This is a genomic window from Acidimicrobiales bacterium (assembly GCA_033344915.1).
In the GTDB taxonomy this organism is placed as follows: Bacteria; Actinomycetota; Acidimicrobiia; order Acidimicrobiales; family Aldehydirespiratoraceae; genus JAJRXC01.
In genome coordinates, this window is the sequence record JAWPML010000001.1 from 3940790 (window position 1) to 3962500 (window position 21711).

Genomic DNA, 21711 nt, shown 5'->3' on the forward strand with positions numbered 1-21711 from the left:
AGAACCAACCAAGGATCTTCCTCATGTCGATGAACCGACAGCAGAAGCGCATGCTGCAGAAGCAGGGCGAGGTCGACGCCGACGGCTCGCCCGTTCGCACCCGTCGACAGCCCCAGCAGGCCGCGCCCCAGGAGCGCACGAGCCCGCTCCAGTTCCTGCGCGAGGTGCGCAACGAGCTGCGCAAGGTCGCCTGGCCGTCTCGTTCGGAGACCGTCAACTACTCGATCGTCGTCCTGGTCACCATCGTGGTGCTCGGTGCGATCATCTACGGCCTCGACTGGGTCTTCTCCACCCTCATCCTCGACCTGTTCGAGAACTGATCAACCATGACTGACGAGAACGAAGACATGAACGACGAGACCACGTCCGAAGACAGCATTTCCGAAGAGGCCGTCGTCGCCGAGGCCGAGGAGATCGTGGCCGAAGCGGCCGAGGATCTCGCCGACGGTGCGGGTGAGGACGAGGCGCCTCCGGCGAACACGCCGATCGGCGCCGGTCTGGCGAACGAGTGGACGGGCGGCACCGCCGACCCCGTCGCGTCCCCGGAAGCCGACGTGCTGCTCGACGAGGACGCCCTTCTCGCCGAGGACGACGTGGAGCCCTACGTCTCCCCCTACGACCGACCCGGCCGCTGGTTCGTGCTCCACACCCAGTCGGGCTACGAGAAGAAGGTCAAGCAGAACCTCGAGGCCCGCATCGCTTCGATGAACATGGAGGAGCGCATCTACGAGGTGGTCATCCCCACCCGTGAGATCCCCGAGTTCAAGAACGGCAAGAAGGTGATGACCGAGAAGAAGCTCTTCCCGGGCTACCTCCTGTGCCGCACCTCGCTCGACGACGACGCCTGGTACGTCATCCGCAACACCCCCGGGGTCACCGGCTTCGTGAACCAGGGCGGCAAGCCCTCGCCGATGCGGCGCAAGGACGTGGAGAGCTTCCTCGGGGTCGAAGCGGACCGCACGCAGGAACAGACCAAGCGCGCCAAGCCGATGTTCGAGTTCGAGATGGGCGAGTCGGTCCGCGTCAAGGAGGGTCCGTTCGCGGACTTCTCCGGCGAGATCATCGAGATCAACGAGGATCAGCTCCGCGTCAAGGTGCTCGTCAACATCTTCGGTCGCGAGACCCCGGTCGAACTCGAATTCGCCCAGGTCGGTCGGATCTAACCCGCGCGGGTTGTCGCTCGGGGCATCCGGCTCCAGACTGATACGTCCGCATTTCTTCGTAGGAACTCTCATGGCCAAGAAGCAGGTCGCTGCTGTCGTCAAGATCCAGATTCCGGCCGGTCAGGCTTCGCCTGCACCGCCCGTGGGCACCGCGCTCGGTCCGCACGGTGTCGCGATCATGGACTTCTGCAAGGACTACAACGCACGCACCGAGGACCAGCGCGGTCAGGTCGTGCCCGCCGAGATCACGATCTACGAGGACCGCTCGTTCTCGTTCATCCTGAAGACCCCGCCGACCGCCTTCCTCATCAAGAAGGCCGCCGGTCTCGATCTCGCCGCCAACCATCCCGGCCGCGAGACCGCCGGCTCGATCTCGGACGCCCAGGTGACCGAGATCGCCGAGATCAAGATGCCCGACCTCAACGCCAACGACCTCGACGCCGCCAAGCTCCAGGTCGCCGGCACCGCCCGTTCCATGGGCATCGAGGTCAACTGACCGAAGGTGAGACGCCGGGGTCAGAGCCCCGTCCCACCTTCACCGAACTCCGCAGCGAACGCCGCTGCCTGCTCGACCCGGATCACCTCGCCGGGCGGCAGTAACCAGAGGGAGCCGACATGGCGCAGAGCAAGCAGTACAAGGACAACGCCCAGAAGTTCGACCGAGATGCCCTGCACTCGGACGAGGAGGCCATCGGCATCCTCAAGACCTTCGGGACCAAGAAGTTCGACGAGACCGTGGACATCGTCATCCGCCTCGGGGTCGACCCCCGCAAGGCCGACCAGATGATCCGCTCGACCGTCGCCCTCCCGGCCGGTACCGGCAAGGACGTGCGCATCGCCGTCTTCGCCCAGGGTGAGGCCGCGCAGGCGGCCCGCGACGCCGGCGCCGACCATGTCGGTGGCGACGATCTCGCCGCCGAGGTCGAGAAGGGCATGACCGACTTCGACCTCGCGATCGCGACGCCGGACATGATGCCCACGGTCGGCAAGCTCGGTCGCGTGCTCGGTCCGCGTGGTCTCATGCCGAACCCGAAGACGGGCACCGTCACCCCCGACGTCGCCAAGGCGATCGGCGAGTTCAAGGGCGGCATGGTCGAGTACCGCACCGACCGCTTCGCCAACGTGCACGTGCCCATCGGCAAGGCGTCGTTCGACGAGGCCGCGCTGCTGCTCAACCTGCGGGCGCTCATGGGCGAGATCGAACGGGCCCGCCCCGCTTCCGCGAAGGGCAACTACGTCCGCAAGGTCGTCGTCAGCACCACGATGGGTCCCGGTGTGCGCATCGACCCGGCCCGCATCCAGCTCCAGCCGGCCTGAGGATTCCGACCGCCGGGCCTCTAGCCTGTCCGACACAACAGATCTTTCGTTCACCGAAGACATCCGGTGCGCTTCGTGGGAAGCACCAATGAGCCAGCCGGCTCGCCGGACGAGGAGAACCTCCTGAGTCCCACGGTCCTGCCGTGCGATGTCCGGGCGTTCACCGATTCGGTGGGCGCCCGATTTCATTTCAGCAAGAACGAATCCAGGAGGTGACGAACATGGGAGACCCGAGACCGGAGAAGGTTGCGGTCGTCGACGAGGTGAAGCAGAAGCTCGCCGAGTCCGACGGCGCGATGCTGACCGAGTACCGCGGCCTCGATGTGCGAGCCATTGCCGAACTACGGCGGGCCCTGCGCGATGCGGGAGGCGAGTACAAGATCTACAAGAACACGCTCGTCCGTCGCGCCGCGCAGGATGCGGGGCTCGAGATCGACGACCTGCTCACCGGCCCGACCGCCATCGCGTTCGTCGGCGAGAAGGCCGACGGGACTGCCGGTGACGTGGCGGCCGTGGCGAAGGCCCTCAAGGAGTTCGCCAAGACCAACGACGCGCTGGTGATCAAGGGCGGCGTGCTCGACGAGCAGCTGCTCAGCCCCGAGGATCTCAAAGCGCTGGCCGAACTGCCCTCGCGCGACGTGCTGCTGGCTCAGCTGGCCGGTGCGTTCCAGGCCCCCATGGCCAAGTTCGCCGGACTGCTCGCGGCCGTCCCGCGGGACTTCGCCTACGGGCTGCAGGCCCTCATCGAGAAGGGCGGCGGCCCCGACGCTGCCGCCGATGAGACGCCGCCGGACGCCGAGGCGTCCACCGAAGAACCTGCCGAGGCCGCCGCGGCCGAGGCACCCGCCGACGTGGAGGAATCCACCGACGCACCCGCAGAGGCCGAGGCCTCTGCCGATGAATCCGGCGAGGCCGATCAGGCCGAAGCCACCGACAACAACACACCGGCCGACGCGGCCGGCGACAACGAGGAGGCCTGATCATGGCAACCAAGGAAGAGATTCTCGACGCGATCGGCGCCATGAGCGTCCTCGAGCTGAGCGAACTGCTGTCGGACTTCGAGGAGAAGTTCGGCGTCACCGCCGCGGCCCCCGTGGCCGTTGCCGCTGCCCCCGGTGGCGGCGGTGGTGATGCTGCCCCGGAGGAGGAGAAGGACTCGTTCGACGTCGTTCTCACCGCCGCCGGCGACAAGAAGATCCAGGTCATCAAGGAGGTGCGCGGTCTGACGTCTCTCGGTCTCAAGGAGGCCAAGGAGCTCGTCGACGGTGCCCCCAAGCCGATCCTGGAAGGCGCTTCCAAGGAAGACGCGGAGAAGGCCAAGGAGGCCCTCGAGGCCGCCGGCGGCTCCGTCGAACTCCAGTAGCGCGCGGCGCTCCGGCGCCTCGAAAGACCACGAACCGCACCGACCACCGGGTCGGTGCGGTTCCGCGTTCCGCGACGAACGTCGTCCGTTAGGGTGCGCCCGTGGCCGACCCGCTCTCCCATGTCAACGTGCTCGCCGCCGACGATCGGTTGATCGTGACCTGGCGGGGCGGTGGTCCGGAGTTGTCGGTCTTCCTGTCCGACTCGCCCGACGACGCCGGCACCGACGTCCGAGCCCCCGACGCGCCGGGTCGGGCGGTGCTGCCCCGCGCCCCGCATCCGCAGTACGTGCACCTCTTCAGCCCCGACGACGGTTTCGTCGTCGCCGCGTCGCGACGCATCGAGCTGGAGGGCCCGGACAACTTCCGCGACATCGGTGGCTATCCCACGGTCGACGGCCGGTGGACCCGCTGGGGCCGCGTGTTCCGCAGCGACGGTCTGCACGGATTGACCGCCACGGATCACGGTGTCCTCGAACGCCTCGGGATCACGACGGTCTTCGACCTCCGTTCCGACGCCGAGGTCGAGCACGCCCCCGATCGACTTCCCGATCATGTCGACCATGTGCACATGCCCATGTCGAGCGATGTCGCCCAGCAGCGGTCGATGCTCGAGCGGATCGTCGACGGTGATCTGACGAAGTTCGACGAGGACGACATGGCTGCGGGCTACCTGCGCATGCTCGAGGGGTTCCCCGACTACATCGCGGCGATGGTGGCCGCGGTCGCGGACGGTCGGCCGATCCTCTTCCACTGCACCGCGGGCAAGGACCGCACCGGGATCACGGCGATGACCATGCTCGGTCTCGCCGGTGTGGCCGAGCCCTACATCCTCGACGACTACGAGATCTCCGCCCACTATCGGGCCCAGTCGTCGGAGGGCACGTCGTGGTTCGCCGACCAGATCCGACAGGCCGGCCTGGACCCGGACGACTTCCACGCCATGTGGGGCTCGCCCCGTCCGGCCATGCGCAAGACCCTCGACGGGCTGCGCGAGAAGTGGGGCGATCACGCGGCGTACGTGCGCAGTATCGGCGTGGACGAGGACGTCGCCGCCCGGGCCCGGGCCGCTCTGCGCAGCGGTGAATGAGCGGACGCGACCCGGCCGAACCAGATCACAGTCGGGTTACGTCCGCGCCGGGTTCCTTGACCTCGCGGCCGCCGTCCTTTACCGTTCGCGGACAAATCCGCCCGGCTCGACCGGCCCGGATCGTGCACCGCCCGAACAGGCCGGTGCCGCTTCTGGTTGCCCGAAAGTTGCTGGAGTAGCGCGGAACCACTAGCGTGCAAGGCAACGTGGTCGTCCTCGCGCCTGTGCCGAATCCCTGGATCTCGGTTCTCCGCGCCCGGACGACCAGTTGTCGTCCTCTTCCACGGCCAATTTTGGAGCCAAGGTGACTACACGCGCCGCTCATCGCGAACGCTATTCGTTCGGCAACCTCCCCGAGGTTCTCGAACTGCCCGATCTCATCGCTGTCCAGCGTGAGTCCTTCACATGGTTGCTCGACGAGGGTCTGGCTCAGACCTTCCGCGACATCAGCCCGATCAAGGACTTCACCGAGACGCTCCAGCTCGAGCTGGAGTTCGATCCCGACGACGAGGACCTGCGTCCGCCGCCGAAGTTCACGGTGGAGGAGTGCAAGGAAAAGGACATGACCTACAGCGCGCCGATCTTCGTGCGCGCTCGCTTCATGAACGCCAACACCGGCGAGATCAAGGAGCAGACGGTCTTCATGGGTGACTTCCCCATGATGACCGACAAGGGCACCTTCATCATCAACGGTACCGAGCGGGTCGTCGTGTCCCAGCTCGTGCGTTCGCCGGGTGTCATCTTCCAGCCGGGTGAGCGGTTCCGTCTGCGGAACCTGAGCAAGCACCAGCTCGTCACGGGCACCGTCCACCCGTACCGCGGTGAGTGGATCGAGTTCGACGTCGAGCAGAAGCCGGGCAAGGACGTCACCGCCGGCGCCCGCGTCGCCCGCAAGCGTCGGATCTCGCTGTTCACGCTCCTGCGCGCCCTCGGCTACGACGAGGAGAACGAGCCGGGCTTCCTCGACAAGTTCGTCGACTACTTCGACTTCCTCGAGGGTCAGTGGGAGAAGGACAAGGAGATCGCCCCGACCCAGGAAGAGGCGCTCCTCGAGATCTACAAGCGGGCCCGTCCGGGTGAGCCGCCCACGGTCGAGTCCGCCCGTGCCTACTTCCGCAACGCCTTCTTCGAGCCGCGGCGTTACGACCTCAGCCGGGTCGGTCGCTACAAGCTCAACCGCAAGCTCGGTCCCGAACTCGACTTTCTCCAGAAGCAGTTCAAGCTCGATCTCGAGCGTCCCGACGAGGACCAGTCGGTGCTGGCCCAGGCCGAGATGCTGGCCGCCACCACCTACCTGCTCAACCTCGCCAAGGGCGAGCCGGGCTATCGCCTCGACGACCAGGACCACTTCGCCAACCGCCGCATCCGCAGCGTCGGCGAGCTGATCCAGAACCAGGTCCGCATCGGTCTCAGCCGCATGGAGCGGGTCGTGCGCGAGCGCATGACCACCCAGGACGTCGAGGCCATCACCCCGCAGACGCTGATCAACATCCGTCCCGTGGTCGCCGCGATCAAGGAGTTCTTCGGAACCTCCCAGCTGTCGCAGTTCATGGACCAGGTCAACCCCCTGTCGGGTCTCACCCACCGTCGTCGTCTCTCGGCGCTCGGCCCGGGTGGTCTGTCCCGTGAGCGGGCCGGCTTCGAGGTGCGAGACGTTCACTTCTCGCACTACGGCCGCATGTGCCCGATCGAGACCCCGGAGGGTCCGAACATCGGTCTGATCGGTGGCCTGGCGTCCTTCGCCCGGGTCAACCCGTTCGGCTTCATCGAGACGCCCTACCGCGTGGTCAAGAAGGGTCGCGTCACCGACGAGATCGTCTACCTGACCGCCGACGAGGAAGAGGACTACGTCGTCGCCCAGGCCAACGCGCCGATCGACGCCAAGGGCAACTTCCTCAACGACCGGGTGCTGGTGCGCCGGTCGCCGCAGGCTGCGTCGCTGCAGGACCTTCGCCTCCAGCTCGAACAGGAAGTGTTCTTCGGTGCCACCACCGAGATCTCCTCGGTGCCGCCGGAGGAAGTCCAGATGATGGACGTCTCGCCGAAGCAGATCATCTCGGTCGCCACGGCGCTGATCCCCTTCCTCGAGCACGATGACGCCAACCGTGCGCTCATGGGCGCCAACATGCAGCGCCAGGCCGTGCCGCTGGTGCGAGCCGAGGCTCCCTACATCGGCACCGGCATCGAGGGCCGCTGCGCCACCGACGCCGCCGACATGGTGCTCGCCGAGGAGGACGGCACCGTCGTCGAACTCGACGGCGACCACATGGTCCTCGACTACAAGAACAAGGGTCAGACCACGATCCGGCTCAAGCGCTTCGAGCGGTCGAACCAGGACTCCTGCATCTCCCAGAAGCCCCGCGTGGCCGAGGGCGACAAGGTCAAGAAGGGCCAGCTCCTCGCCGACGGTCCGTCCACGGACAACGGCGAGCTGGCGCTCGGCAAGAACCTGCTCGTCGCCTTCATGCCGTGGGAGGGCTACAACTTCGAGGACGCGATCATCCTCTCGGAGCGGCTCGTGAAGGACGACGTGCTCACGTCGGTCCACATCCACGAGCACGAGATCGATGCCCGTGACACGAAGCTCGGCCCGGAGGAGATCACCCGGGACATCCCGAACCTGAGCGAGGAGATCCTCGCCGACCTCGACGAGCGCGGCATCATCCGCGTCGGCGCCGAAGTCGGCCCGGGCGACGTCCTCGTCGGCAAGGTCACGCCCAAGGGCGAGACCGAGCTCACGCCGGAGGAGCGCCTCCTGCGGGCGATCTTCGGGGAGAAGGCCCGTGAGGTGCGCGACACGTCGCTGAAGGTCCCCCACGGCGAGACCGGCAAGGTCATCGACGTCAAGGTCTTCAATCGCGACGACGCCCACGAGCTGCCCCCCGGGGTCAACCAGCTCGTGCGGGTCTACGTCGCCCAGAAGCGCAAGATCAGCGTCGGTGACAAGCTCGCCGGCCGCCACGGCAACAAGGGCGTCATCTCCAAGATCCTCCCGATCGAGGACATGCCGTTCAACGCCGACGGCCAGCAGGTCGACATCATCCTCAACCCGCTCGGCGTTCCGTCCCGCATGAACGTGGGCCAGGTGCTCGAGGCGCACCTCGGCTACGCGGCGCGCTGGGGCTGGGACATCGATGGTGAGAAGGTCGGCGACGAGCCGGTCCGGGGCACCGAGCGCAAGACGCGTCCGACCACGAAGCCGTCCACGTTCATCGCCACGCCGGTGTTCGACGGCGCCAAGTGGGACGAGCAGGAGCTCGCCGGTGACAAGCCCGTCATCGTCGACATCCTGAAGAACCTCAACGCGGAGAGCCACGACGGTGAGACCCGCCTGATCGGTACCGACGGCAAGCAGATGCTCTTCAACGGGCGCACCGGTGAGCCGTACGACAACCCGATCATGACGGGCTACGTCTACATCCTGAAGTTGGCCCACCTCGTGGACGACAAGATCCACGCCCGTTCGACCGGTCCGTACTCCATGATCACCCAGCAGCCGCTCGGCGGTAAGGCCCAGTTCGGTGGCCAGCGCTTCGGTGAGATGGAGGTGTGGGCCCTCGAGGCGTACGGCGCGGCCTACTGCCTGCAGGAGCTGCTCACGATCAAGTCCGACGACGTGCTCGGCCGGGTGAAGGTCTACGAGGCCATCGTCAAGGGCGAGAACATCCCGGAGCCGGGCATCCCCGAGTCCTTCAAGGTGCTCATCAAGGAAATGCAGGCGTTGTGCATCAACGTCGAGGTGCTCTCCAAGGACGGTCAGGAGATCGAGATGCGTGAACTCGACGAGGAGACCTTCCGCACGGTCGAGGAGCTGGGGATCGATCTCCAGCGCCCCGAGCGTGGATCAGATGAAGAAGACGCTGCCCGTGCCGCCGCTCGTGCGGCCCGCGGCTGAGACCGGGAACGGACTGAGGGAACAACATGCTCGACGTCAATGATTTCTCCAACCTGAAGATCGGTCTCGCGACCGCGGACTCGATCCGCATGTGGTCCAACGGCGAGGTCAAGAAGCCGGAGACCATCAACTACCGCACGCTCAAGCCCGAGAAGGACGGACTCTTCTGCGAGAAGATCTTCGGTCCGACGAAGGACTGGGAGTGCGCCTGTGGCAAGTACAAGCGCGTCCGGTTCAAGGGCATCATCTGTGAGCGGTGTGGCGTCGAGGTCACCCGTTCGAAGGTGCGCCGTGAGCGGATGGGCCACATCGAGCTCGCCGCGCCGGCGGTGCACATCTGGTACCTCCGCGGCACCCGTTCGTGGCTGGCGTATCTCCTCATGGGCACCGAGCCCAAGGAGGAGCTCAAGGCCAAGCAGCTCGAGAAGGTCATCTACTTCGCGGCCAACCTGGTCGTGTCCGTCGACGAGGAGCGTCGCGACGAGGACCTCCCCTCGCTCGAGGCCGAGGTCGTCGGTGAGCGCGAAGCGATCGACAAGGACATGGAGCTGGACCTGGCTCGACGCAACGAGGAACTCGAGAAGGAACTCGCCGCGCTCGAAAAGGACGGCGCCAAGGAGACCGAGCTGAAGGCGGCTCGCCGTCAGGCCGAGAAGGACCTGGCCGAGATCCGCGAGCAGTTCGAGTTCGAGACCGAGATCCTCGACCGGGCGTGGGACGAGTTCAAGAGCCTGTTCGGTCGGCAGATCATCGAAGACGAGATGTTGTGGCGCGAGCTCGTCGACCGTTGGGGCGACTACTTCGTGGGCGGCATGGGTGCCGACGCGATCGCCCGTCTGGTCGAGCATCTCGACTTCGACGACGAAGAGGTCCGTCTGCGGGCCCAGATCGATCCGCCGGAAGGCGTGAAGGGTCTGTCCGCCCAGCGCAAGCAGAAGGCGATCAAGCGACTGAAGATCGTCGCCGCCTTCAACCGCCGCGACGAGCACGGGCGCCGGATCAACGATCCGCGCGCCATGATCCTCGACGTCGTCCCGGTCATCCCGCCGGAGCTGCGCCCGATGGTCCAGCTGGACGGTGGCCGCTTCGCGACCTCCGACCTCAACGACCTCTACCGCCGCGTGATCAACCGCAACAACCGGCTCAAGCGTCTGCTGGACCTCGGTGCGCCGGAGATCATCGTCAACAACGAGAAGCGGATGCTCCAGGAGGCCGTCGACGCCCTGTTCGACAACGGTCGTCGTGGTCGCCCGGTCACGGGTCCCGGCAACCGTCCGCTCAAGTCGCTGTCCGACATGCTCAAGGGCAAGCAGGGCCGGTTCCGTCAGAACCTGCTCGGCAAGCGCGTCGACTACTCCGGCCGTTCGGTCATCGTGGTCGGCCCGACCCTCAAGTTCCACCAGTGCGGTCTCCCCAAGATCATGGCGCTCGAGCTGTTCAAGCCGTTCGTCATGAAGCGTCTCGTGGACGCCGAGCTGGCCCAGAACATCAAGTCGGCCAAGCGCATGGTCGAGCGTCGTCGTCCGCAGGTGTGGGACGTCCTCGAGGACGTCATCAAGGAACACCCGGTGATGCTGAACCGCGCGCCGACCTTGCACCGCCTCGGCATCCAGGCGTTCGAGCCCGTCCTCGTCGAGGGCAAGGCCATTCGCCTGCACCCGCTGGTGTGTACCGCTTTCAACGCCGACTTCGACGGCGACCAGATGGCGGTCCATCTGCCGCTGTCCGCCGAGGCCCAGGCCGAGGCCCGGGTGCTCATGCTCAGCGCCAACAACGTGCTCAGCCCGGCCAACGGCCGTCCGCTGGTCACGCCGACGCAGGACATGATCATCGGTGCGTACTACCTCACCGATCTGGTGGAGGACGCCAAGGGCGCGGGCCGAGTGTTCCGCGACACCCAGGAGCTCCACGCGGCCTACGAGCGCGGCGATGTCGCGATCCACGCGCCGATCCAGTTCCGCACCCCGGATCTGCTGATCAGCCCGGCCAACGGTGAAGCCGCCCAGTACGAGCCGACCACCGTCGGCCGTGTCTTCTTCAACGAGACCCTCCCGGAGGCGTACCCCTACGTCAACGCGAAGGTCGGCAAGAAGGAGATGGGGGCGATCGTCGACACGCTGGCTCGCGGCTACGCGAAGCAGGACGTCGCCGTCAGCCTCGACGCGATCAAGGACACCTGCTTCGCCTTCGCGATGCAGTCGGGCCTCACGGTCTCCATCGATGACGTTGCGACGCCGTCGGAGAAGGCCGAGATCCTCGACCGTCACGAGAAGCAGGCCGACAAGATCGAGCAGCAGTTCCGGCGCGGCATCATCACCGATGGTGAGCGTCGGCAGATGGAGGTCGAGGTCTGGTCGGAGGCCACCGAAGAGGTGACCAACCGCATGAAGGACGGCCTCGAGGCCCAGCAGTTCAACCCGGTCAACATGATGGTCGACTCGGGTGCTCGCGGAAACATGATGCAGGTGCGTCAGATCGCCGGCATGCGTGGTCTCGTCGCCAACCCGCGTGGTGACATGATCCCCCGCCCGATCAAGAGCAACTTCCGCGAGGGCCTGAAGATGCTGGAGTACTTCATCGCCACCCCGGGTGCCCGGAAGGGCCTCGTGGACACGGCGCTGCGTACCGCCGACTCGGGCTACCTCACGCGTCGTCTCGTGGACGTCGCGCAGGAGCTCATCATCAACGACGAGGATCCCTTCGAGCGCCCCGGTCCGATCCGTGGCATCTGGCTCGAGGACATCGCCCCGGACTCACCCAACAAGCGGACGCATCTCGAGACGCGCCTGTTCGGTCGGGTGTTGGCCGAGGACGTCACCCTCTCCGATGGTTCGACCATTCCGGCCGACACCATGGTGGGCGACGACGAACTCGCGACGCTGCGCGACGACGAAGCGGTCACCCGGGTCCGAGTGCTCTCGCCCCTGACCGACGACTCGGCGTTCGGCATCTCCGCCAAGAGCTACGGCATGTCGCTCGCCACCGGCGGACGCATCGAGCTCGGCGAAGCGGTCGGCGTCATCGCCGCTCAGTCCATCGGTGAGCCGGGTACCCAGCTGACCATGCGGACCTTCCACACCGGTGGTGTGGCCGGTGCGCAGGACATCGCCGGCGGTCTGCCCCGCGTCGTGGAGCTCTTCGAGGCCCGCACCCCGAAGGGCAAGGCCACCCTGGCCCGCACCTCCGGTGTGGTCCGCGTGGGTGAGGACGACGGCCGTGGCCGTGAGGTCCTGGTCGTCGCGGACGACGGCGAGGAGGATGCCTACACGATCCCGTCCGGAGCCCGACTCGAGGTGACCGACGGCCAGGAAGTCCGGGCCGGCGACGCCATCGTCGAGGGTGCCCGCGATCCCAAGGAGCTCCTCGAGATCAAGGGCGTCCGCGAGACCCAGCAGTACCTCGTCAACGAGGTGCAGAAGGTGTACCGCGACCAGGGCGTGTCGATCCACGACAAGCACATCGAGCTGATCGTGCGGCAGATGACCAAGCGCATCCTGATCAACGAGCCCGGTGACACCGAGTTCCTGCCCGGCTACCAGATCGACCAGAAGACCTTCGCCGACACCAACCGGCGTGTGGTCGAGGAGGGCGGCAAGCCCGCCGAGGGTCGTCCCCAGCTGATGGGCATCACGAAGGCGTCGCTCGCGACGGAGTCGTGGCTGTCGGCCGCGTCGTTCCAGGAGACCACCCGTGTCCTCACCGAGGCCGCGATCGAGTCCAAGAGCGACAGCCTGCAGGGCCTCAAGGAGAACATCATCATCGGCAAGCTCATCCCGGCCGGTACCGGCATGACCGAGTACCGCAACATCAAGACCAATGCGCCGGACTACGAGCCGATGGACTACTACACCAGCGATGATGCCGAGGAGCAGGACCTCGCCGAGTGGCTCGCCGGCCGCTCCGAGGGCGGCGCCGACGTCATCACGATGCCCACCGCCGAGGCCTGATCCGGCCCCAACCCTGCAACTGGCGTGTGCATCACCCGAAAACCGGGTGATGCACACGCCAGTTCGTGGTTTTGGGGTGGGGCTCAGTCGGCGCCGCGGTCGTGGAGCGGTCCGTCGGGCAGGGATCCATCGATGTCGGTGAAGTTGTAGGCGTCGGCGAGGTCACGTGACGTGAGCGCCTGACCGGTCCAGCGGGCGACATCGGGGTCGGCGGCGAGATGGGCTGCCGCTCGACCGGTGAAGCGGAACGACTCCGCCGTGGAGGTGTCGAGCGACGCGGGGAGCATGCCGGCCCGTTCCGCGAGTTCGATCCGTTCGTTCTTCACGAATCCGGGCCACAGTGAGACGACCGTGACGCCGTGGGGGCCGAGTTCGTGGGCGGTGTCACGGGTGATGCGGTCGAGCGCGCACTTGCCCACGCCGTACACGACATGCCACGCGTACTCGGTCGCGCCGGACGAGCTGATGTTGACGATCGTGCCGGAGCCGGCCGGCACCATGAACCGCTTCGCGGCCATCGCGCTCGCCACATAGGCCGAGCGGGTGCCGACGTCGATCATGTCGTCCCAGTCGGACAGCGGCACCTCCCAGAACGGCTTGCCGGAGGTGAGGTCCGGGGTGACGATGAACGCGTTGTTGACGAGGACGTCCAGGCGGCCGTGGTCCGACTCGATCCGATCGAAGACCGCCGCGACCGCGTCGTCGTCACGATGGTCGCAGACGAGGCCGACGGCATCGCCGCCCGCCTCGATGACCTCGGCGGCGGTCGCGCCGACGGTGCCCGGCAACGGGTTGTCGGCCTCCGTGGCCGACCGACCGGTGAGGTACACGGTCGCGCCCGCGGCGCCGAGCTCGATCGCGCACCCACGACCGATGCTGCGGCTCCCGCCCGTCACCAGCGCGACCTTTCCGTCGAGTGCGCCCATGTCAGTCCTCCCCGAGCCACGCCCGGCGGCGTTCGGCATCCGGATCGTCGTCGATCGTGATCTCGCGCCCGAGCCGGATCGTGGGTCGGGAGATCGTGTCGTGGGCCGGCCAGTCGCCGATCGGCGCGCACGCCGGTGTCCCGCGGTGGCAGAAGGCGGCCCATGCCTCCCGCATGGCTGCGGACAGCCGGTCGGCCGCGTCGTCGCCGGCGACGAACGCCCGCCAACCCTGCGCGTCGAGGGTTCCGAAATGGAACGGCAGGTCGACGGCGTGGGCGGCACCGATGGTCGGCGCCTGCCAGTCGAACCGGTAGCGCCAGACGGAATGGCCGGCGGCCACATGGGCGTCGGCGAGCACGACGGCCGGGAGATGCAGCTCGGTGTCGGCGATGGCCTCGACGAGATCTCCGGCGGCGGCCAGGCCCGCTCGGACCTGCTCGTCCGCGGGGGGCGAGCCGGTGACCGCGGCGACCTTCGGTGCGAGCCAGGCGGCGGCGAACTCGTCCGGGAGGTCCGGCACCGCGTCGCGGAACAACTCCATCTCCTGACTCGTGGTCCCGATCACGACCGGCACCGGCGCGAGCCGACCCTGGCGGGCGGCGTCGAGCGGTGAACGGGGGAGGATGTCGCCGTCGACCCACGGATGGAACGGCATCATGCCGACGGTGGCGAGGAGATCCGCGTCGGCGCGGGTCTGCACATCCAGGAGGTCATCGGCATCGAGCGCGCGCAACGCATCGACCGAGTCGGTACCTGCCGCGGCGAGCACCGCGTCGGCCACGACCCCCGCGGCGTCCGACGTGAGTGTGGCGCCGGGCGCGCCGCTGGCGATGATCGCGCCGCTTACCAGGTCTTCGATCCCCGGCACGGCGAGCAGGTGGGCGACGGCTCCCGCGCCGGCGGATTCGCCCATGACGACCACCCGGCTCGGGTCGCCTCCGAAGGCGGCGATCTCGTCGCGGATCCAGGTCAGCGCGGCGATCAGATCGCGGAGCCCGAGGTTGCTGGGCACGCCGTCGGCGGCGAGGAAGCCGCACATGCCGAGTCGGTAGTTGAGGGCCACCGTGACGAGATCGCCCTCGGCTGCGAGCCGACTGCCGTCGTAGGTCGCCAGCGCGTTGCCGCCGATCTTGAACGACCCGCCGGGAATCCAGACGAGGACCGGCCGCGATCCGTGCAGACCCGGCGTGCGGATCTCGGCGCTGAGGCAGTCCTCGCCGATGTCGGCGACGGCCATCCCGGGTACCGGCGCGTCGTCCGGGACGACCTGTAGCGGCGCCGGGCCGGGCGCGTCGGCGGACCGGACGCCCGGCCAGGCCGGAACCGGCTCGGGGAGGCCGAAACGCTCCGCTCGGGCATACGCCACGCCGCGGAACGCAAGGACGTCGCCGGGGAGGCCGCGGAGGCACCCACCGGACACGGTGGTCTGTTGTTCCCGGCGTTTCACGTGAACGTCCAGTGGTCCGGTTGGGGTTCGCCGCCGCGCTCGAAGCACTGGATGTCGAACCAGATCGGGAGCAGGAACCGCACGTAGAACGCGTGGGTCACATGGTCGCCGTTGACCAGGTCGTCGTATTCCTTGATCTGCACGCGATCGTCCGCCGCTCGGCGTGCCTTGGCCTTCGCCAGCAGGGCATCGACCTCGGCGCGGGTGTCACACAAGAGCCCCAGATGGTCGTAGCCGGGGGAATCGATGTGAACGCGCTGTTCTGTCACGAGGATGAACTGGCTCGTGGCGTCGTCGGTGCGGAGCAGCAACCCGCTCTGGCCGAGGATCGGGATGTCGCTCGCCGTCCAACCCAGCAGGTCGCCGTAGAACTCCCGTATCTCGTCGCGCGTTTCCGTGAGCCTTCCCGGTGGGAGCGTCAGCTCCATGTGGTTGAACCGCAGTGGCATGGGGTCGACCCTCTCGGTCAGGTGCCGGTCGTCGGCCTCCGGCCTCGGATGAGCAGGTAGCCGCCGCCGAGCGCGATGAGCGCCACCACGACGATGACGATCGCACCGCCCGCGCCGCCGTCACCGTCGTCGCTCGTGGCGTCCGCGGCCGGTTCGGCGGCCCCGTCATCGGGCGCCAGGGTGCCATCGTCGGTCGGCTCCGGATCGTCCGACGGCGGTTCCGTGGTCGTCGGCGCAACGGTCGTCGTGGTGGTCGTGGTCGGCGGCGGCGGGGTGAAGCCGTCGAGTCGGGCGACGAGCCAGCTGTCGTCGTCGGCCACCGGGGTTTCGTCCGGTGGGAACCCGAACGACGTCGGTCCGCTGGTTATCGCGAACACGATCGCATCGCCGTCGGCGAGGAGTTCCGAGCCCCAGGACACGTCGAAGTCCTCGCTTCCGTAGCCGGTCGTCCACACGAGCGAGCCGTCCGGCTGGTAGACGGCGACGCCGAGACGCGACTGGTCGCCGAGTTCCTGGGTCGGCTCGTCCGCGCCGAAGGTGACGCTGCCCGGACCCACGTCTCCAGAGACGATGATCTCGCCGCTCGGCCGGACCCCCAGCGAGCGGTACTCCTCCTCGCCGGCCTCCGCCGAGCCGATGACGTGGACCCACTCGAAGTCGCCGGCCGCGGAGTAGCGGGCCAGGAGGTGATCGTCGCCGAACCCGTCGTCGATCAGGATCTCGGCCGTCGCCTCCGCGTCCGTTCCCTCGCCCATGACGATCTCCCGGTTGGTGCTGAGCCAGAGGACCGAGGCACCGTCGTCGCTCGTCGCGAGATCGAGCACGTCGCCGGAGAACGACACGCCGGTGCCGACCCCCCAGTCGAGCTCCCGGGCACTGTTGTACGAACCGAGGATCGCGTCCTGCACGATCCGGGTGTCCTCCTGGACGACCTCGATCGTGGTCTCGGCTGCCCCCTCGCCGATGGTCACCGTGCTGGCCGCGACGCCGAGCACGCGCACGCCGCCGTCCGGGCCCGCGGCGACGGTGACGTCGCTGACGTCTGCCCACAGGTCGGTGTCGACCAGCGTCCCGTCCGGCGTCAACCAGGCGACGAACGCCGAACCGAGGGGGCTGCCCTCGTGCGTCAGGGACGTCTCGGTGTCCTCGCCTTCGCCGAGCACGATCGTGCCCGTGAACCGGGCCGCGAGGGCGATCGTGCCATCCGTCAGCTCGACGGCGATCGGGGCGCGGAGACCTTCGATGCGACGCTCCCACCGGACCGTGCCGTCCGGAGCGACGCGGGCGAGCGTGCGATCCTCGCTCGTCACCAACAGGTCGCCATCGTCGGTGATGGTGAGTCGTTCCGCCGCGGCGTCGAGCGCGATCACGGACCGAAGCTCTCCCTCCAGGCTGATGCGGAGCGCGTAGGTGCCGGTGGTGTAGGTCGCTTCGGCGACGTCGCCGCCGCCGAACGTGACGGACCCGTCCACGTTGAGGATGGCGACGATCTCGCCGGCGGCTTCGTCGACGGCGAAGCCGCGCGGGGTCGTCGTGCCCCCCGCGGTCCGAGGGATGGTGACCGCCCACTCGAGCTCGCCTGTCGCGTCGTCCTGGGCCGCGATCGGCGACACGGTCGCCAGCATCGTGGACACGAGGACGACCGTGAACACTGCCTGCCACCGTCGCCGCATCATCACGGCAGGGTAGCCGCGCCGGCGCAGCAGGCTAGATCCGCTCGACCGTGCCGCCGTCGGGGAGCACCCAGCTCGTGGCGACCTCCACGGCCGTACCCGGCACGGTCGCGTCCTCGACCTCGCGGAAGTCGGCTCGCCACTCCGTCGGCGTGATCTCGTGGCGGGTCCAACCGCGGCGGGTGGCCTGGGCCCACTCGAGGTGGGGATTCTGCTCCAGAACCGCCGGGATGATCGGCTCGAGCAGCGAGCCGTCGGACGAGACGGACGTGCCGACGAACTCGGTGCCGATCACCTCCGCGTTCTCGTCGTCGAAGTCCGTCGCCAAGCTGCCGACCCAACTGCTGTGGACATCGCCGGTGAGGACCACCGGGTTGCGCACGTCGGGGGACCGCAGGTCGTCGAAGAGGCGGTCGCGGGCGGCGGGATAGCCGTCCCACTGGTCGAGGTTCCACGCCGCGTCGCCCGGCAGGAGTCGCCATTGCTGCATGACGACCTGCTGTTGCAGGACGTTGTAGACGGCATCGGAGGCGGCGAGTCGGTCGCTCAGCCATGCCTCCTGTTCGGCGCCGAGCACGGTGAAGTCCGGCCCGTCCGATCCCTCGCAGCGTGGACCGACGTCGTTCGCGGCGCATGCCTGGTCCGTCCGGTACTGGCGTGTGTCGAGCACGGACAGGGACACGAGGCGACCGAACTCGACCCCGCGGTGGATCGGCAGCGATGCGCCGACCGGGGCGGCGAGGCGGACGGGCATGTTCTCCCACCAGGCCTGGTAGGCGGCGCCCCGACGGGCCAGGAAGCTCTCGCGATCCGGCGTATCGCTGCCGTTCTCCGCGACCTGACCCTGGTAGTTGTTCTCCACCTCGTGGTCGTCCCAGGTGACGACCCACGGCGCGATCGCATGCGCGGCCTGCAGCGAGGGGTCCGCCTTGTAGCCCGCGTAGATCGCCCGGTAGCCGGCGAGTTCGGTGGGCTCCGGGATGTCGAGCGTCCGGATACCGCTGCCGTTTCGCTCGTAGATGTAGTCGCCGCAGTGGACGATCGCGTCCACGTCGTGGGTCGCGAGATCGTCGAAGGCCGTCCAGTATCCCTGGGTGATCCGCTGGCAACTGATGTGCCCCAGGACGAGTCGGTCCGCGAGATCCCCGGCGGCCGGTGTCGTGCGGGTGCGGGCGGTCTCCGTCTCCCAGTCGCCGACGAAGAAGCGGTACCAGTAGGTGCGGGCCGGCTCGAGTCCGGCGAGCTCGATGTGGACACTGTGTCCGAACGCCGGGTCGGCGACCGCGTTCCCGGACGCCACGATGTCGCTCATGTTCTCGTCGGCGCCGACCTGCCAGCCGATCGTCACCGCTTCGGGGGTCATCCCGCCGTCGGGCGCGAAGGGGTCGGTTGCCAACCGGGTCCAGAGCACGACCGAGTCGCTCGCCGGATCACCGGAGGCGACACCGAGGCTGAAGGGATCGGCGGCGAAGCTCGGCCCCGGCGGCAGCGTCGACGCGGTCGTGGTCGGCGCCGCGGAGGTGGTGGACGCGGTGGTGACCGGCGGCGCGGACGTGGCGTCCCCCGAGCAGGCGGCGATTATGCCGCTGGCGGTGACGATCAGGAACGATCGCCGGGTGAGTGGGGATCCGGCCATCGCCGGACACTAACCGGGGGAGGGAGAACGGACAGGTGCCTGACTCCGTGTCCATTCTCGGATCAGAGCAGGGCCTGCACCGGGGCGGTGACGAACTGCCAGAAGACCGTCCAGGCGAGCGAGTAGTCGCGGATCGACACGAACGCGAAGCCGCCGGCGACATAGAGGTTCGTGAGCACGGTGCCGCCGATGGTGCGGAAGCGACTCTCCTTGACGAGGTTCCACGGCCACCAGGCGAGCACCGCCATCCCGATGCCGTGGTACAGCCCCCAGGTCACCCAGGTCAGCGCGAGGTCGTGCCAGAGCGCGATCGTGAGCAGGGTGACGACGAGGGCGGCCGACTGGCTCCGCGTCGTCGCGATGACCGGGAAGAAGACGTTGCGGAACGCCCAGCCCGACAAGGAGATGTGCCACCGCCTCCAGAACTCGGCGAGGTCCGGCGCGAAGATCGGCCAGCGGAAGTTCTCGCCGATGGTGTGGCCGAACAGCCGGGCGAGCCCGATGGCGATGTCCGAATAGGACGAGAAGTCGAGGTAGGCGAGGAGGTAGGCGAGGATGCAGAAGCGCACGACGTCCCACGGGTCGCCGGTCGGATCGGTGACGATTCGGCTCCAGAGTCCGCTCTCGAACAGCAGTCCGGCGAGGATCCCGTCGACGATGACGAGCTTCTTCGCCACCCCGACGGTGATCCGCATCGCGCCGTCACCGATGTCGTCGCGGGTGATGCGCTCGGCCCGGTTCTTGAAGAACGTGTCGACGAGCTCGATCGGTCCGGCGACGAGGGTCGGCGGGAACAGGACGTAGACGAGATAGCGCCGCAGCGTCAGGTCCTCGAGTTGGCCGCGGTGCCACCGGAGCTGGAGATCGAGCAGCCGGATCAGGAAATAGCTGGTGCCGAGCGGGAGCACAAGCGCCAGCGCCCCGTAATCCTCGAACGAGACGAGGAAGATGGCCTTGAAGTTCTTGAGGACCAGCAGGATCAGCGCGGTGACGGCGAGCCAGGTGAGGATGAATCTCCCGCTGCGGCGGTCACTGGCCCGGTACCAGCGACCGATCGCGTAGAAGGCCAGCAGGATCGCGAGCAGGATCACCGTGAAGCCGAACTGGAGCGCCGCCAGGACGGTCACGGAGAAACCGATCAGCAGCCACTGACTGAGCGCTTCGCGCCGATGGGTGAGCACGATCACCGGGACGAACGCGAGGGCGAGCAGGAAGAGGCGGCTGAGCCAGCGGCCGTCGAAGGGTGCCTGGCGGGTCTGGCGGACGTTGTCGATGCCGTCGACGTCCACGATTGCGCCGTCGAGCGTCGGGGCGATGACGAGGCGCAGTGAGTCGCCCACGAGGGTGGCGTGGCCGCGGCACGTGAACGACGCATCGCACTCGACCTCGTTGAACCCGCGGGTCCGGATGTCGTCGACCGTGTCGACGCCGTCGACCGAGAAGCGGACGACATAGTCCAGCGTCGCACCGTGCCCCTCGAACTCGGCTTCCCATCGGCCGTCCTCGGTGATGCCCTGGGCTTCCGGTCCGGCGATGTCGTCCGTCACGATCGACCAGATGCCGACGAGGACCGCGGCGAGGGCGAGCAGCGTGATCAGGGGGCGGAGCTTGGTGATCACTCGGCGTCGATTCCCAGCTCGGTGTCGAGGAGGGCCTCGAACACGGCATCGGTGAGGCGGGGGCGGGCGGGCGCGAGGAGGTGTTCGAGGTCGAAGAACTCGTCGTCCTCGAACGGCAGCGACCGGAGGTCGAGCCGGGTGGCATCGCCGGCGGCGACGAGCCGGTCGACGTCGGCGTCGTACTGGTCCCAGATCGGTCCGTAGGCGGCGACGGACTGGCTCGCCCGCGGGACCTCGAGGAAGACGACCTCGGCGCCGGTCGCCCGGATGGCCTCGGTGAGCGCGGCCGCGATCGTCAGATCGAGCTCGTGATGATCGAGGTACCCCTGCACACGGGTCTCGGCGACGATCTCGGCCAGCTCGGCCTTCTCGATGTCGGTCAGCGGCTGGTTGCCGTAGCCGTAGCGAACCGGGCGGCGGATGTCGCGAAACGAGGTGTCGGTCAGCGCGCCCCAGTCGACGTAGGTCAGCCGCCCGGCGAAGAGGTCCTGCCAGGCCTGGGTGGTCTCGCCGCGGAGCCGGCCCTCGACCCACTGGCGCAGGAACAGACGATGCTCGAACACCGCGGTCTCGTCCCACGGCGAGAACACCGCCGAGTCACCGAACGCCTCGAGGTGCCCGGTGATCCCCGAGGGATCGGGGCGGGCGGCGTCGATCGGGTCGGCGGATACGAGCTCATCCAGCTCGTCGGCCGGGAGGAGGGAGAAGCGCGAGGCCGAGAACTCCTGTTCCAACGCGTCGTCGCCGAACCCGAACCGTCGCGGGTTCACGCTGATCACGACCGTGTCGCCCTCGGCCAACGGCAGGTTCAGCGCGATCCTGGCGGTCTCGGCCATCGACTGGTCGAAGCTGTACAGGGTGTGCACCTCGGGCGCCGCCGGGCCGAGCACCGCGTCGATCTCCTGCTGGATGACCGCGTCGGGCAACAGGCCTTCCCGGATGGTCGAGCCGCCGATGAGGATGATGCGCCCGGCGTCCGGACGCTCGCTCGACTGGATCGCGACGACTTCGGAGACGAGGCGGCCGTGGTCGTCACGTTCGTGGGCGAGGAACGACTCGGCACTCCACTCGTCGAGACCGTCCGGATCGAATGCGACCCGCACGGTCACCTCCACCGCGACGAGCAGGATCGCGACGGTGAGGGCGGCGGCGGCGAAGGCGCGACGGTTGGCGAGCAGCCCGGTCATC

16 protein-coding genes are annotated in these 21711 nt (G+C 68.0%); 9 read left to right on the top strand and 7 right to left on the bottom strand.

Features of this window, described 5'->3' with window-relative positions; genetic code table 11:
• Nucleotides 1-23: 23 nt before the first annotated feature.
• The 9 genes from secE to rpoC all read left to right on the top strand — a co-directional run bounded on the left by secE (nucleotide 24) and on the right by rpoC (nucleotide 12773).
• Nucleotides 24-320 carry a preprotein translocase subunit SecE gene (gene secE, locus R8F63_19125; protein MDW3220721.1) on the top strand — a complete coding sequence of 99 codons (297 nt, stop codon included), beginning with the start codon at nucleotides 24-26 and terminating at the stop codon, nucleotides 318-320.
• A 6-nt stretch (nucleotides 321-326) separates the two neighbouring features.
• Nucleotides 327-1163, top strand: coding sequence for a transcription termination/antitermination protein NusG (gene nusG, locus R8F63_19130; GenBank protein ID MDW3220722.1), 837 nt, complete (start codon nucleotides 327-329; stop codon nucleotides 1161-1163).
• A gap of 70 nt (nucleotides 1164-1233) precedes the next feature.
• Nucleotides 1234-1659, top strand: coding sequence for a 50S ribosomal protein L11 (gene rplK, locus R8F63_19135; GenBank protein ID MDW3220723.1), 426 nt, complete (start codon nucleotides 1234-1236; stop codon nucleotides 1657-1659).
• Nucleotides 1660-1778: 119 nt separating this feature from the next.
• The gene (gene rplA, locus R8F63_19140; GenBank protein ID MDW3220724.1) at nucleotides 1779-2480 is read left to right on the top strand and encodes a 50S ribosomal protein L1; all 702 of its coding nucleotides are present in this window, start codon (nucleotides 1779-1781) and stop codon (nucleotides 2478-2480) included.
• Nucleotides 2481-2701: 221 nt separating this feature from the next.
• On the top strand, nucleotides 2702-3460 hold the full coding sequence (gene rplJ, locus R8F63_19145) for a 50S ribosomal protein L10 (GenBank protein ID MDW3220725.1): 759 nt from the start codon (nucleotides 2702-2704) through the stop codon (nucleotides 3458-3460).
• Nucleotides 3460-3843 (top strand): 50S ribosomal protein L7/L12, encoded by a 384-nt coding sequence (gene rplL, locus R8F63_19150; protein MDW3220726.1) that lies wholly within the window; start codon nucleotides 3460-3462, stop codon nucleotides 3841-3843. The genes rplJ and rplL overlap by 1 nt, the downstream gene beginning before the upstream one ends.
• Before the next feature lie 101 nt (nucleotides 3844-3944).
• Nucleotides 3945-4931, top strand: a complete 987-nt coding sequence (locus R8F63_19155) for a tyrosine-protein phosphatase (protein ID MDW3220727.1) — start codon at nucleotides 3945-3947, stop codon at nucleotides 4929-4931.
• Nucleotides 4932-5235: 304 nt separating this feature from the next.
• Nucleotides 5236-8826, top strand: a complete 3591-nt coding sequence (locus tag R8F63_19160) for a DNA-directed RNA polymerase subunit beta (GenBank protein MDW3220728.1) — start codon at nucleotides 5236-5238, stop codon at nucleotides 8824-8826.
• 26 nt (nucleotides 8827-8852) lie between these two features.
• Complete coding sequence (gene rpoC, locus R8F63_19165; GenBank protein MDW3220729.1) at nucleotides 8853-12773, top strand: DNA-directed RNA polymerase subunit beta'; 3921 nt, start codon at nucleotides 8853-8855, stop codon at nucleotides 12771-12773.
• 83 nt (nucleotides 12774-12856) lie between these two features.
• Here the strand turns inward: rpoC and R8F63_19170 are convergent, their stop codons facing one another.
• The 7 genes from R8F63_19170 to R8F63_19200 all read right to left on the bottom strand — a co-directional run bounded on the left by R8F63_19170 (nucleotide 12857) and on the right by R8F63_19200 (nucleotide 21710).
• Nucleotides 12857-13699, bottom strand: coding sequence for an SDR family NAD(P)-dependent oxidoreductase (locus tag R8F63_19170; protein MDW3220730.1), 843 nt, complete (start codon nucleotides 13697-13699; stop codon nucleotides 12857-12859).
• Between the two features lies 1 nt (nucleotide 13700).
• Nucleotides 13701-15146, bottom strand: coding sequence for a carboxylesterase family protein (locus R8F63_19175; protein ID MDW3220731.1), 1446 nt, complete (start codon nucleotides 15144-15146; stop codon nucleotides 13701-13703).
• On the bottom strand, nucleotides 15143-15595 hold the full coding sequence (locus tag R8F63_19180) for a hypothetical protein (GenBank protein MDW3220732.1): 453 nt from the start codon (nucleotides 15593-15595) through the stop codon (nucleotides 15143-15145). Before R8F63_19180 ends, R8F63_19175 begins: the two co-directional genes overlap by 4 nt.
• 17 nt (nucleotides 15596-15612) lie before the next feature.
• Nucleotides 15613-17271, bottom strand: a complete 1659-nt coding sequence (locus tag R8F63_19185) for a hypothetical protein (protein ID MDW3220733.1) — start codon at nucleotides 17269-17271, stop codon at nucleotides 15613-15615.
• 31 nt (nucleotides 17272-17302) lie between these two features.
• Nucleotides 17303-18904, bottom strand: a complete 1602-nt coding sequence (locus R8F63_19190; GenBank protein MDW3220734.1) for an alkaline phosphatase D family protein — start codon at nucleotides 18902-18904, stop codon at nucleotides 17303-17305.
• A 62-nt stretch (nucleotides 18905-18966) separates the two neighbouring features.
• Nucleotides 18967-20523, bottom strand: coding sequence for an MBOAT family O-acyltransferase (locus tag R8F63_19195; GenBank protein ID MDW3220735.1), 1557 nt, complete (start codon nucleotides 20521-20523; stop codon nucleotides 18967-18969).
• Nucleotides 20520-21710, bottom strand: coding sequence for a hypothetical protein (locus tag R8F63_19200; GenBank protein ID MDW3220736.1), 1191 nt, complete (start codon nucleotides 21708-21710; stop codon nucleotides 20520-20522). The genes R8F63_19195 and R8F63_19200 overlap by 4 nt, the downstream gene beginning before the upstream one ends.
• Nucleotide 21711: the final 1 nt, after the last annotated feature.